This is a genomic window from Flavobacterium sp. LHD-85 (genome assembly GCF_030929595.1).
Lineage (GTDB): Bacteria > Bacteroidota > Bacteroidia > Flavobacteriales > Flavobacteriaceae > Flavobacterium.
The window spans coordinates 25,796-42,145 of sequence record NZ_JAVFVR010000002.1; the positions used below are offsets into that span (position 1 = coordinate 25,796).

Here is a 16,350-nt window from a genome sequence, read left to right on the forward strand (position 1 = left end):
AAATTTTTTTATTCACTAATGCCCCTTAGAGGATAAACAGAAGTAACAAAAAATGATTATGAAAAAACCTACTACTTTAAGAACGCTGATTTTTGTTTTAGCTCTGCTATTCAATTTTGCCTCCTATGCGCAAAATTGGGTTGCATATAATTCAAAGCTTAATTCAAGCTCGAATGAGAACTTATTCTTAAAAGCAAATAATCAGTTTGACAGTCAATTTGGTCTTGGGACTAATTCAGAAAATGGACCTGGGAAACCTGCTTATGCAATGGTCAATCCAGCAATTAAGTATGCACAGTCTCCTTACTTGGGGACAGTTTCTATCTGTCCAAATGACGGTAAAGAGTTGCCAAAATTATTTCTTTGTGGAAGTAACGAAACTAGGGAAATTAAAACAGGATTAGTAAATCCGATCTCAATTGTTTGGGAGAAATTTAAAGCAGGAGGTTCTTGTTTAAATGTTTTGAATACCAATTGTGCAAATGAATCATCAGCCGCTTCATGCTGGACATCTGTTGGAACTGCAGTTGATTATGTGGCAAATGAAGCAGGACAATTTAGAGTTCGAATAGTAGACAGTGCAGGAGTACCATATACTTTTTATTTTAATGTGTACCAGAATACGCTTGATCCAGGCGCTATTGCTAAAAACGATATTATTAAGTACGGTACAAGTTGTACGCTTAACGGAAAAATTACCGTTAATGGTTTTGGAGGTGGTTACGAATATGGTTTAACTACAAGTACATCTCCACCATCAACATGGCAGGATAGTAATATTTTTACAGTTACAGCTGCTGGAAGTTATAATGTGTTTATTCGATTAAAAGGAGTATCGGGTTCTTGTGATTTTAAAGTGCCTAATGTTGTTATTAAGAATACAGATTTTAGCGTTTCAACGCAGATAAATTCGCCTAAATGTAGTGGTGAATTAGGAAGTATTAGAGTATTTAATACAGATGTAAATTTACAATACATATACAAACTTAGCGGACCTACTAATATTACGACTCCGGCTATATCTGATCCAGAGTATATTTTTAAGAATCTAGCTTCTGGAACGTATACAGTAGAAACTACAATTGTGGGTGCGCCAAATTGTATGAAGGATACCAAAACAAACCAAGTAATTGTCGTAAGTCCTAACGTTTTAACGAATACATCAAGTAGAACAAAAAGATTAACAGCTTGTGCTGCAGGTACAATTACTGGTTCGGCAAGTGGAGGAAAAACACCATATCGTTATTCTGTAAATATTAATGATGCTGGATTTGTAAATGTTGCAGATGTTGATGGTAATATTACAGTAGCTCAAGCAGGAACTTATGTAGTACGTGTGGAAGATGGTAATGGCTGTACAGCAGATAAAACCATTACTATAGCTGATGTTGTAAAACCAATCTACAACGTTCAAAAAGAAGATGGAAATTGTACGGGTAAAAAAGGAAGTATAACTGTAAATGTAACAAATCCTAATGGATTTACAGATATAAGATATAGTATCAAAAATGGTGCTAGTAATAGTTTTGTAACTACACCGTCTTTCAGTAATTTATCACCTGGTATTTACTATGTTGTAGTGCAATATAAAAATTCTACAACAAGCGGAAGTAATAATTCTTATTGTGTTGATCCGCCAATTATGATTACAGTTGGAGCAGCAAACCCATTATCGGCTTCTGCAGGTATCGCTGCTTTGTCAGGTTGTGGTCCTGCAGGTGAAGAGTTGAAAGGTCTTGCGCGTATAGTAAACCCGCAAGGAGGTATTCCATTCCCTGGAGCAAATCCTTATAAATATAGTTTTATGGGATCGCCTTGGCAGGATTCAAACGAAATGTATATTAATCCAGGAGGACCATATACATTTAGTGTAATGGATGCGGCAGGATGTACTTTCGATATGACTGGTATTTATTTAGATCCAAAGCCAGCACCGCCAACTATAAAAATTTTAGATCCTGTGTTCAATTGTGATGGTTCGGCTACTAGTACGGTTCAAGTAAATGGTGGAGTGCCAGACGCAAAATACAGTTACAAATATTATATTGATGGTTTTCTTAATCCAAATACACCATCAAACGTATTTTTAAATGTTCCTCAAGGGCCTCATACTATTACAGTAGAATACACCGTAACAAGTGTAACAACTTATAGTAACTTATTGGTTGAAAATTTTGGAAGTGGAGGAACTACTACTACCCCAGGTATTGCAGGTACATATTGTTTTAACGACCAAAGAGTTGACCCGCCTTATACCTGTTCATTAAATGGAAATCCAACTCGTTCAGTTGAGGATAACCAATATTCTGTAACTAACTTCTTTTGGAGAAGTGATGATTATAACAATAGTGGTGGATTTACAGGAAATGGAGCATGGTTTCACTTTAAAGACCATACAACAGCTAGTAGTACTACGCCAGATGCTGAAGGAAGATATTTATTGATAAATATTGGTAAAGCGGCGGGAGATTATGGTGTTTTATATAGTAAGCCAATTGTTGACGTAATTCCTAATCAGCCAGTTTTAATTGACTTGTATGTTGGTAACTTACTTAAGCTAGGTAAAGATGGAGATTCACCAAGTCTTATTTTCGAATTAGTAGATGAGGCTGGTAATGTTGTTGCTACAGATAGAATTGGTAAAATTGCTGAAGATAAAAATGGTTCAGAAAGAAACAAATGGTTACTAAAATCATTAGCATTAAATCCTGGAGATAATAAAAAACTAACGTTCAAGATTCGTTCAGGAAGTGTCGAATATGGAGGAAATGACTTGGTTATGGATGATATCTGGGTTCGTCAGATACCAAAAGCTTGTGGAACTGTACAAGATTTTGATATTACCATTGATCCATCGAAATCATTCTCTGCATCAATTACAGGTGTAAAAGATGTACTTTGTTTTGGAGATAAAAATGGAGAGCTTACCATTAATGCAGTAAATTTTGATCCTAACAAAGGATTCCAATATTCTATTGATGGAGGTGCAAACTGGTCAACTGTAAAACCAGTACCAGCTGCATCTACAGGAAGTGTTACCATTAAAAACCTAGAAAGTAAAATTTATGATATCCGTGTACGCTATGAGGATAAGGCAGGAAGCTGTATGTGGCCATTTTCTCAGGATATTAAATCGCCGCCAGTTTTAGATGTAACAGCAACGATTTTTAAACCAGCAACATGTATAGAAGGTGCTACTATTAGAGCAAAAGCAACAGGAGGAACTCCAGCTTATGAGTTTGAACTTTTGGATGCTGCTACAGGTGCGGTTGTAAAACCAAGGCAGCCTGTTTCAGATCTAGTTGAAATGACAACTGATTTTACAGATGTACCTAAAGGAGTATATAAAGTAAAAGCATATGACAAAAATGGCTGTAAAAATAATGTTGATGTTACAATCACTGTTAATACGCCAGACCCAATTGAGGCAGTTTTAGCAACAAGTTCTAATCTTTGCTATACTGCTACTAATAAAGCTAGCATAACTGTTACTGTAAAAGGTGGTACAGCTCCTTTTACTTATAGTTTAAACGGAGCTCCAGCTGTAAACTCTAATACTTTCAATGATTTAGTACCAGGTTCTTATGTAATCACGGTAACAGATGGAAATGGTTGTAAAGATGATACAGAGGCAATTGTAATTGAACCAGAACTTACTGTTGCTGCTTCTGTAACGCAAACATTAAAATGTGTGGCACCGCCAGCAACAGCTTCTGCAGTTATTACAGGTAAAATTGAAGGAGGAAAATCACCATTTGGTGTAACGCTTCTTTCTGGTCCTGGAACAGGAACATTCAATTATCCAACTTCTGATACATTTACTTTTACAGCAACTGTTCCAGGTATCTATACTTTTGAAATTTCAGACTCGCAAAAGTTTGTTTGTAAAACTACTGCACAGGCAGAAATTAAAGCGCCTACTAAACCAGTAGCTTCAGCAGCACCTGAAAACCCTAAATGTTACAATGCTGCAACAGGATCTGTTGTATTGTCAGGTTCTTTAGGATCAGGAAGCGGTTACGAATATAATTTTAATAATGGCGGGTTTAAAACAAATGCAACTTACACTGGATTAAGTGCAAATGTTACTTATAGCTACCAAGTTAGAGATGATAATGGTTGCGTATCTGATGTAAAAACATTTACATTAACACAGCCAAGCGAATTAAAAGCAACCATTAAAGCAACTGAGCTAGGGTGTAATGGTACAGCTACTGCTGAAGCAGTTGTCACTGTTACCGTAACTCCTGGTACAGGTACGGGTCCAACATACCTGTATAGTTTTAATAACAATACCAGTTATTCTACAAAAAATACTTATAGTACATCTGTTGCAGGAGATGTAATTGCTTATGTTAAAGATTCAAATGGTTGCGAAATTGTACTACCAAAAGTTACAATTGCACCTTTAGATAGAATTAGCGGTATCACAATTACGGATAGTGGATATGATTGTTCTACTACACCTCCGGGCGGGCACGTAAATATTGCAGCAGTAAAAACTGATATTTCGACACCAATTCGTTATCAGATTATTTCAGGTCCTGCAGGATATGATACGGCACAAAATTCTGATGGTGAATTTAAATCATTGGCACCTGGTGACTATATATTCCAAGCTATTGATCTTAAGACAGGCTGTGCTTTTACTAGAGAATACACAGTAAAAGGAATTCCAGATATTAAAGCAGGTGGATCTGTTGTTACCTCTATCAATTGTTTTGGAGGTACAGGAAATATTGAATTTACTGTAACTGGGGTAAAAGACAGAGGTTATGATTATGTAATTACAAATGGTTCAGGAACGATTATTCAACAACGTAATAATGTTTCAGAAACAATAACAACTGTAACTGTTCCTACTGCATTGCCAGCAGGAGTTTATACAATTAAAGCAACTGATAGAAAAACGAAGTGTGAAGCTACTTATGCAGTTACCATTACGGGACCTGCAGCAGCATTGGCTGTAACGGCAACAGCAGCTAAGATTACTTGTAATAATGGTAAATCTGATATTACAGTAGTGGTTGTTGGAGGAACTAAAAATTATCAATACGCAGTAGCAAAAAGTACTGATCCTGCTCCAACAGTTTTTGGCACAAGTGAAGTTCTAACGGTTAATACTAATTTGGGTGCAGATGTAAAATGGACTGTTTATGTAAAAGATGCTAATGGATGTCCAGGAAGTTTTACAGTTGATATTGAGAGCGAACAAAAACCAACAGTTACGGCTGTTTTAGATAGTCAGTGTGGACCAACTGGTACGGGTAATATTTTTACGATTACGGCTACTGGTAACGGATTGGCACCATTGAAATATAGTATCGATGGAACAACTTTTAAAACAGGAAATACATTTAATGTTCCAGCAGGTATTTATACAGTAACTGTAGAAGATAAAAACGGCTGTAGAGCAACTGCTCCTACAAGTATAGTGGTGAGCGAACCTTTAACAGCTTTAGCATCTGTTACTAAAGGATTGGATTGTACTGCTACACCAAATGCACAAATTACTGTTGACATTACAGGTGGTAAAGGATCTTATAATTATACTATTAAAAAAGGAACAGCAGCAGCTGGAGGTGTAAACACAATTACAGCAGGACCAATTGTACTGTCTGTAGCAGCAGCCGATGCAGATACTTATGAATTTGATATTACAGACGCTAACGGATGTAATGTAAAAGTAAGCGCTACAGTTTTACCAATAACAAATCCTGTAGTATCTGTAAAATCTTTTGTTAATCCGTCTTGTGATGGTTATAGCGATGGTGCTGTAGAATTACAGGCAACAGGTGGATCTGGTAGTGGCTATAAATTTAATTTTAATAATTTAGGATTTAGTGATGACACATATTATTCTAATTTAGGAGAAGGAACTTACCCATATGAAGTAATTGATGGAAAAGGATGTAAACATAGCGGTTCAATTACTTTAACAGCACCTGAAAAACTAATTGTTTCAATTGATGTAGTACCATTTTCTTGTGATGTAAACAGTGCTAAAGTACCGGGAACAGTTACTTTAAATGTTACTTCTGGAGGAACTGCACCATATAGATATAGTTTTAATGGAGGAGGTTTAAGCGGAGCTCCTGGAGCTAACGTATTAACTTTAAATGATAATACTGCAGGAACAGATCAGTCTTATACTTATACCGTAACCGATGCAAACGGATGTTCTGTCTCTGGTAACGGAGTTTTAAAAGCATTAAACGCACCTAAAATTCTTGAAATTAAAGGAACTCCTATTTTCTGTCAACCTGCTACAAGACAAGTAAGTACAGTTACAGTAACAAAAGTTGCTTCAACAGGTGTAGATCCTGTAACTTATGCTATTATAGAGCCAGCTTCTCAAACAGGGAATGTTACAGGGGCAACTTCTGGAGTGTTTACAGATCTACCAGTAGGGATTTATAAATTTAAAGTAACAGATAACAACAAATGTTTCGCTATTGGTACATACGAAGTTAAACCAGTTGTAAATATTGACCTAAATGCTTCTATCTCTAAACAAGTATATTGTAAAGATGATAATAGCGGAGTAATTTTATTAAATGTTTCAGGTTTTAATACAACTTATAAATATAGTGTTAATGGTGTAGAGACTACAGGTGTATCTGCTTCAACAGTTACTATACCTAATTTAGCTGATGGAGATTATAGCATTATTGTTACAGACGAAGAAACAGGATGTACAGATACTGCAACATTAAAAATTACAGAACCTGTAAAAGCATTGACTGCTACAATTGTTCAGAAAAATGCGAACTGTAAATCTACAACGTCTAAAATTACAGTAACTGCCGATGGTGGAACTGGAACTTATACTTATGCTTTTGTACAAGATGGAACTGATCCTTCAACAAAATATCAAGCAAGTAACGTAGCAGATCTTGGTGTAACTCCAACTCCAGATTGGGATGTTTGGGTAAAAGATGCAAATGGATGTACATTTAAAATAGATGTTAATGTTAAAATAGATGCTGCACCTACAGTTACTGCTTCGGCTGTTGGACAATGTTTAGGAGATGGCGATTATACCATAACAGCAACTGGCTCTGGAGTAGGAACTTTGGAGTATAGCATTGATGGTACAAATTTTAAAACAGATAATAAATTTATCGTAACAGTTGCTAAAGACTATACTATAACAGTTAGAGACGGAAATGGTTGTACTGCAACTACAACTGCTCCAGTACATGTTTATGATAAAGTAACTTTAAGCGCTAGAATAGACAAGAACATTACGTGTAAAGTTGGTAGCGAAGCTGCTATAATTACATTAATCCCTGGTGGAGGAAAACCTGGATATACATATACAAGTAATCCTACTACTGGAACTTTTACAAGCCCAGGAGTATTTGAAACTACTACACAAGGAAATTATATATTTACAGTAACTGATGCAAATGGTTGTTCTGCAACTATACCAAGTGCTGTAATTATTAAAACACCAACAACTCCAGTAATTACATCTGTAACTCCAATAAATATTTTATGTAATGGAGCTACTACAGGTGCGCTTACAATAGTTTATAACAATACTCAAGGAGTAGGTCCATTTGATATTAAAGTAGAACAATATCAAGATGCATTGCATACTATTTTGGTTAATGATTTTGGTACACAAACTACAGGATTACCTGCAGGTTACTATGTTGTAACATTAAAAGATTCTAATGATTGTACTGTTACTGCATCTGCGCAAATAACAGAACCAGATCCAATTAAGGTTGTTTTTACTACTGAAGATCTTAAATGTACTGGTAAAGGAATTACCCAAGGTAGTATCACGATTCAGCAGGTGACAGGCGGAACGCCAAATTATAGTTATATTGTAACTGGTATTAATAATTATTACAAAAGAATTGACAATCAGAATGGTAGTGCACGTTTTGAAATTGTAGATTTCGGCTTATACCAGATTAGGATTGAAGATAGTAAAGGTTGCGCGCCTTTTATTATTAATGATGTTTTAATTGCGGCACCGGTAAATGAATTAGACATAGAGGTTTCTGCAACAGCAGATTGTACAAACGGAGGTAAAGCTGAAGTTAGAATTTTAGGAGACTTTACAGGAAGTGGTGCGTTCCATTTTAATATTTATGATGGAACTACTCAAACATGGATTAAACCAGTTAATCCAACAGATCCAACAGATCCAGACGTAATTACAAATAAAAACAATGGATGGATAGATGAAACTTTCCCAGGAAGTAAAGTAGCAGAATTTACTGGTCTTACACCTGGTAAAGTATATACTTTCATCATTTATGATGAAAGTACAGAATGTTATTATTTCCAAACATCGGAAGATCCTATTCCTAGTATTTCAACATTAAAAATTGAAAGTTTTACTCCAGAAAACATTACATGTAAAGGGGCTAATAACGGAAATGTTAGTTTTGATATTACAAATGTTTATGCTACTCCTGTAGATATTAAGTATGAAGTATTCACTGCATTCACCAATAATTTAATTAGTACTGGAACTCGAACAATTCCAGCTGGGGGTACAATAACGGTAAATCAAGCCTCTGGAGTACCATTGCCAGTAGGAACGTATTATATTTTAGTTTCTGAGACATCTGGTGCAAATGCAGGTTGTGGTGTTTCTTCTGTTAATTTTAATATTAAAGAATCGACTGTATTATTAACAGTTACGGCTTCTGTTGCTAAAGATGCTAATTGTAAAAATTTATCAGGAATAATTACAGCTAGTGCAGTTGGTGGAACTCCTTTTGTTCCAGTTCTCCCAGCTACAGGACCAGCATATTTCAAATACATGCTGTTATTACAAACAGATGCAGCACCGACAGATCCAAAAGATACGCGTTGGGTGACTAACAATACTTTCTTTGCAAATGCAGCAAATTATACTGTATACGCATTAGATGCTTACGGATGTATTGCAGAATTTGATGTTGTTTTAACGAAAGATGCAGACCCTGTTGTTACTTTGCCTGCACCATTTTGTTATGACGGATCTACGCCATTTACAATTACAGTAACGGGTACAACAGATTCATCAATTGCAGATGCGCCAACATATAGCGTAAACGGAAGTAATTTTACAACAAATCCAGATTTCGAGTTCAATGCAGCTGGAAATTATGATATAACAATTAAAGATGGTAATGGTTGTACAGACACTAAACGTTTTGTAGTTTATCCGCAATTGAAACTAAAAGTGGAGAAGAAAAAAGGTTTAGATTGTACTCCAACACCAAATGCTCAAATAGAACTTACAGCTTCAGGCGGAGAAGGATCTTCTTATGTTCTTGAGTATTCATTAAATGGAACTGGATATTTACCAGTAACATTGACAGCAGGAAATATTTTCAATGCTGCTGTAGCTGGAGATTATATTTTTAGAGTTACTGATACAGGTAATCCTGCAACTCCGTCTTGTTTTGTAACAGAGACGTTGAAAATAGATGCGATTCCTGCAATCACATTCGATACAATCGAAACTAACTTAACTTGTAACGGAAGCGGTAACGGTTCAATTACAGTTAATGTTACTGGTGGAGTGGGACCTTTCAAATTCACATTGACAGATGGTACAACTACGTGGGGTCCTCAAGATGCAAGTGAATTTAGAAATTTAGCTGCAGGAACAAACTATACGGTTACCGTACAAGATGGTACTTCATGTACATTACAAGAAAATAATATTGTAATTACACAGCCTTCAGTTTTAAATGCTACTGCTTCAGTTGCGCCTTTCAATTGTGATCCAGTAAATAATGCTGTTCGTAAGGCAATTGTAACAGTTAATGTTACAGCTGGTACAGGTACAGGACCATACAAATATAAGTTTGGTACAGCTACAGATTATGATGATAATAATACATTAAGTGTTGATAGTAATTTTACAGGTATCAAAACAATTAGTTACTCTGTTCAAGATGCTAACTTATGCGTATTCAATGATACAGTAGATGTAGATGCATACAAAATGCTAACTGGATTAACAATTACAGGAACTGATGTTACTTGTATAGCTACACAATCTGATGTAACAGTTGTTGCAAATGGAGGTTATCCAGGTTACACTTATGCGATTGTTTCTCCTGCATCGGCAATTGGAAATATTACTGGTGCAACATCAGGAATTTTCACAGGTCTTGATCCAGATACTTATAGATTCAAAGCAACAGATAGCAACGGATGTTCAATTGAAGGGGATCACACAGTGGAGCGTGTAGTAAATATTACAGCTTCAGGTGCAAACGTGAAAAATGTAGATTGTAATGAAACACCAGCACAATCTAATGGTTCAGTTGCTTTTACGATTGCAAACTTTACAGGTGCATATACATATAGTGTAAGCGGACCTGCAACAGGTACAGAGACAAAAGTTAGTTACGTAGGTTACGATGTAATTACTGTAACAGGACTTCCTATAGGAAAATATAAAATAGATATTTTAGATTCAGTAACAGGTTGTGTGGCTTCAGCAGAAGCAGAAGTAGGTCAGCCAGCAAACCCAATCGGAATTTCAATCGTGAGCAATACACATGCTAACTGTAGATTTGGTGCAAAAGTTACTGTAAAAGGTGAAGGTGGTACTATTGGTACAGGATACAAATATGCATTTGCAGCTGATGGAGCAACTCCAGTGTTTGGTGCTAGCGCAAGCAGCGTTTTAGATCCATCAAAAACTTGGATAGCTTACGTTCAAGATGCTAATAATTGTACGGCAGAAATTCCAATCCCAATTGTAGTAGATCCAAACCCTACTATAGATAGTGTTAGCAATGTATGTTATACAGGAGGACCAATAACAGTTACCCTTTCAGGAACTGTAGCGGTAGGAACAGGTGCACCTAGATATAACATAGGTAACGGATGGACATATGATAATACTTTCAAATTAGATGCTCCAGGAGATTATGAATTTTCAATAATGGATGGTAATGGTTGTACTTCAGTTACGAAGTTTAAATACACATTAAACCAAGAATTATTGTTAACAGCAACTTTAAAAGATGATATCACTTGTAAACCAGGTACTGCAGGAGACGCTGTCATCGATTTAGTAGCAACTCAAGGCGCGTATACATTACCTTACAAAACTATTCAGTATTCTACAGACGGTATTACATTTAATGATGTTCCTTCTGTACCGTTTACAACAAACGTAGCAGGAACTTATACCTTTAGAGTAGAAGATGCAGCAGGTTGTGTGGCAGTTTCTAAAGAAGTAATTGTTTCTCCTAAAACAACTCCTGAGTTTACATACACTAAAAAGGATATTAGCTGTTTTAACGATAACAACGGAAGTTTTGCTATTACACCAAGCGGCGGTCTTGAGCCATATCAATATAGTATTGATGGTGGAGTAACTTATGATCCTCTAGTAAGCGAATATATTGGTTTAGCTAAAGGAATATATCATGTTTATGTTAAAGACGCTAAAGAATGTGTTGTAACACATGATATTGAAATTATTGAGCCTGCTCAATTACTTGTAAATCCTGTGGTAACTCCATTTGGATGTAGTACAAGTAATAACATTGTAGATGCTGTGGTAACACTTGATGCTACATTTGGTACAGCACCATACAGCTATAGTTTTGATAACGGAGTAAATTTCTCAGATATTATTAAAAGTATCTCGGTTAATACTGCGAAAACAATTAAGTATGTTGTAGTAGATAAAAACGGATGTAGAGTTTTTGGAGACGCGGTTGTAAATCCTTACAGTCCACCAAAAGAAATTACTCTAGATGCAACACCTATCTATTGTAATACACCTGGAGCTGTAACAACAGTAACAGTTACAAGTGTTACTGGACCACCAGCAGGAACAGCGTATACGTATGAGATTACTAGCCCAGCAGCTTTTGTAGTTTCTAATAATACAGGAGTATTCCCTAATTTAGTTGCAGGTAACGTATACCAATTTAAAGTAACAGACGATGCTTCTCATTGTTATGCGACAGGTTCTATTGAAGTTAAGAAAGCTTCAGAAATCAGTGTTATAGAACAATCATCAAATGATGTTTTCTGTAACGGAGATAGTACAGGAGCTATTACATTTGAAATTAGCAACTATATAACAGCAGGACAATACAGTTTTAACTTAAGTCCAAATCCGTTAGCGATAGTGCCAGTTCAAACTGGTGATGTAGTTACGTATACAGGTTTAGGCGCAGGAACTTATACGTTCACAGTAACAGATAATGTATCTGGTTGTACCGATGCGGTTACTGATTTCTTAATTGATCAGCCAGCAAATCCTCTAGCTTTTACAACAGTTGCTACAGATATTAACTGTATTAAGAAAACGGCTTTAATAACAGTAACAGTTGCGAATGGTACAGGAACGCCAGGTTACAAATATGCAGTATTAGAATCAGGTGATACATCTGCTCCAATTTATGGAGACAGTAATGTACTTGAAGTAGATACTGATAACGGAACAAAACTAGCATGGGATGTTTATGTGAAAGATTTGAATAATTGTTCTCTAACACAAGTTCAAAATATTTCAACAGCACCACTGCCAGGAGGTATTACAATTGACCCTTACAGCCAATGTAGAGATGACATTACAGGCAAGTATACATTTACGGTAAGAGTAGCGACAGGTGTCGGACCATTTAAATACAGCGTAAATGGTGTAGATTTCCAAGACAGCGAAACATTTGTACTTGATAATCCAGGTTCATTTACTGTTACGGTAAAAGATGCTAATGGTTGTACAATTACAGCGCCAGCTCAAGTAGTTATTTCAGACGAATTAGTATTAAGCTATAGCCTTGATTTATTACCTAGCTGTGATGAAAATGATGGAGAAATTAATGGTAGTGCAACAGGAGGTTCGTCTAGTGCAAACTATATTTATACATTAGACAATAATGGTTTCCCACAAACAGGAGCGAGCTTTAAATTTATAAATGTTTCTTCTGGACATCACTTTATTGAAGTGTATGATACAGTAACAAAATGTACAGATAGAGTAGAATTTGACATTAACCCAGCATTACCAGTTTCTGGATTTAAAGTAACAGGAAGAGGGGTAACTTGTTTTGGTAGCACAAATGGTACTATTACAGCTTCTATTGATGCAGGAGCATTAAATGACGGCCCTATCAAGTATGAGTTATTTGGTACAACAAAAGGAAGCCCAGTACGAGATGTAAATTTACCAGCACAAGAAAATGGTACATTCACAAATCTTAAACCGGGAGATTATACAGTAACTGCTGTTTCTGCAAGAGGTTGTAGAACACCGTTACCGTTTAGAGTAACTGAACCAGATCCTATTACAGTTCAACCACCAGTGGTGAGCCAATATAAATGTACAGCAGATAATACATCTAACTACGCTACAGTTACTGTAGATAAGAGTACGATTCTGGGTGGGTCAGGTACATATACATACTTCCAGTTTATTAAAAACGGAACAGATATCGTTTATGAAGGACCTTCTAACGTATACACTGAAACGGATTACGCTGGAGGAAAATATAGTGTAAATGTATTTGACAATAAAGGATGTATGGGTACATCTCTAGAAAGTGAAGTATTCCCATTCGTTGCAATGGATAGAATTGATGTTGCAATTACGCCAATAACTTGTGCAGTAAACGAAAGCATAGTAGTTAGTGTAAAAGCATTTGATGGTAGTACAATAACGCCTTTAGAGTATTCAGTTACAGGAGTAAAAGGAACTGTGTATAATCAATCAAACACAAATGGTTCATTTACAGGTTTAGCAATCGGACAATATGTAATCTCGGTAAGAAATCCATTAACTGGATGTATTATTAAGAAAGACCATTTTGTTAACGATCCAAATACATTCGATTTAACTGTAGAAAGCTATAGCAACATCAAATGTTACGGAGCTGCAGATGGAAGCGTAGATTTAGTTCTAGTAGATAACTTAAAAGTGCCAACTGATGACGCAGGAGAATTTGATTATACTATTACAGATAATTTAGGAAACCCTGTTACTGGCGGAAGAAGTGATGCAGCAGGAAAAGTAACTGTAAGCGGTTTAGTAGCTGGAAATTATAATGTAAAAGCGGTTCTTGTTGGCTCACCATATTGTGAGGTTGGAACAAGCTTTACAATTCAACAGCCAGTAAAAGCGCTTGAGATTTTTGAGACACACAACCCAATTTCTTGTTCACCAGGAAACGATGGAAGAATTGTAATCTCTGCTGACGGTGGATGGCCAGGAGTTTACCAATATGAATTGACTGGACCAGTAACTTCACTATACTCTGATAAATTTGAATTTACAGATTTACCAGCAGGAACTTATACATTAAAAGTAAAAGATCTTGGAGGCTGTGAAGCAACAACAACAGTACAATTAAATAATCCGTTGCCTATAACTGCAACAGCTACAGCAACAGCGACAATGTTGTCTTGCTATGGAGCTACTGATGGTGTAATTACAGTTTCTGGTGTAACAGGAGGTCAAGGAAGTAACTATGCTTACATCTTAAACATGTTATCGGTTACTCCAGTTATCTCTACTGTGTCTCAAGATTCTCCAATCTTTACAGGATTAGGAGCAGGAAGATACTCAGTAACTATTGTAGACCAGCTTAATTGCTCGGGAACAACAGTAGAAGTTACTATTAGTGAGCCAGCGGAAATTGTTCCAACGTTAGAATTGGCTACAGGTATTACTTGTAAAACTGATGCAACGTTAACATTAACAGCAGTTGGAGGAACAGGAACATACGAATATAGTGCTGATAAAAACTTTACAACAGTATTAGGTACATTGCCAGCAACGTTCCCAGTATCAGTTGGGGATCACCAGTACTTTGTAAGAGACACTAACGGATGTATTTCGTCTATCTCAAACAACGTAACTATAGATGAGTTAGAACCTTTAACTTTAGATGTAGATTTAAGCAATGCTATTGTTTACTGTAAAGGAGATGCAACTGCGGCAATTGATGCTGTTGCAAAAGGAGGTTTAACAAATTATCAATATACTCTATTTGATGGTAATGGTAATCAATTAAGACCAGCGCAATCTGAAGGATATTTTGATCTGCTTCCTAAAGGAACTTATGTTGTACGTGTAGATAGTGGAGATTGTCAATATGATTCTGCTGCAATAGTAATTGATGAACCAAATGAAGGTCTTACAGTTACCTCTACAGCAATCGATGCAACATGTTTTGCTGCAAACGACGGAAAAATCACAGTTACAGCATCTGGCGGTACAGGTGTAATTAAATATGCAATTTCACCAAACTTAGGTTTATTTGATGAAAAATCAGTATTTGATCGTTTAGCGCCAGGTAAGTATACGATTTTAGTACAAGACGAAAATTCTTGTTTCAGAATCCTTGAACATGAGATCAAAGAACCAAACTTATTAGTAGCAAAAGTTCTTGGTCCAATTGTACAGGAAATTTGTGATGGCGATAAAGATGGAGAATTCAGTATCGAAATTTCTGGAGGAACACCTCCATATACTGTAAGTTTAGATAATGAAAACGGAACTTATGTAGCAGTTAATGGTACTCAGCATACTTTTAGCGCTCTTAAAGGAGGAATCCATAATGTGTATATCAAAGATGCGAGCTGTATCACTATGTTAGAAGTAGCAATGGATAAAGCCGTTATTCTTAAGCCAGTTGCAGAAGTAACATACGACTGTGTTAACAATGCACAAGCAAATATGGTAGTTGTGACAATTGATGCTTCTAATACTAATCCTACTGATGTAGATTACTCATTGGATAACAGTGGAACATACCAGCCAAGCAACATTTTCACAAATGTTCCTGCTGGTGATCACTTCATCGTTGCAAGACATACTAACGGATGTGAAGTGCCAACTCCAATCTTTACTGTTAATGCAGTTGCGGAACTTGGTTTAGTAGACATCACAAACCAAAGCAAAGACATCAATACAATTGTTGTACAAGCTTCTGGCGGAGTTGCTCCTTATGAGTACAGCTTCAATGGTGAACCATTCTCATCATCTAATAGTTATAGAATCTATAAAACAGGTGATTATGTGGTTATCGTTAGAGACAAAAATGGTTGTGAGGCTACAATAACAGTTCATGGTACATTCTATGACTTCTGTATGCCAAACTACTTTACACCTAACGGTGACGGGCAAAATGATACTATTGGTCCAGATTGTGGTGCATTAGCGTACAAAGAGTTAACATTTGACATTTATGATAGATATGGTAGAGTAGTAGCGAAATACCATGTAAACGGAAAATGGGATGGTAGATATCATGGAAATGAATTGCCAACAGGTGATTACTGGTACGTTCTTAAACTGAATGATCCAAAAGATCCAAGAGAGTTTGTTGGACATTTCACATTATACAGATAACAAAA

Annotated in this window: 1 protein-coding gene; it reads left to right on the forward strand. The window is 36.2% G+C overall.

Translation table 11 applies throughout. The features are described 5' to 3' along the window. Positions 1–58 precede the first annotated feature (58 nt). On the forward strand, positions 59–16,345 hold the full coding sequence (locus RB618_RS05600) for a T9SS type B sorting domain-containing protein (protein ID WP_308067858.1): 16,287 nt from the start codon (positions 59–61) through the stop codon (positions 16,343–16,345). Positions 16,346–16,350 lie beyond the last annotated feature (5 nt).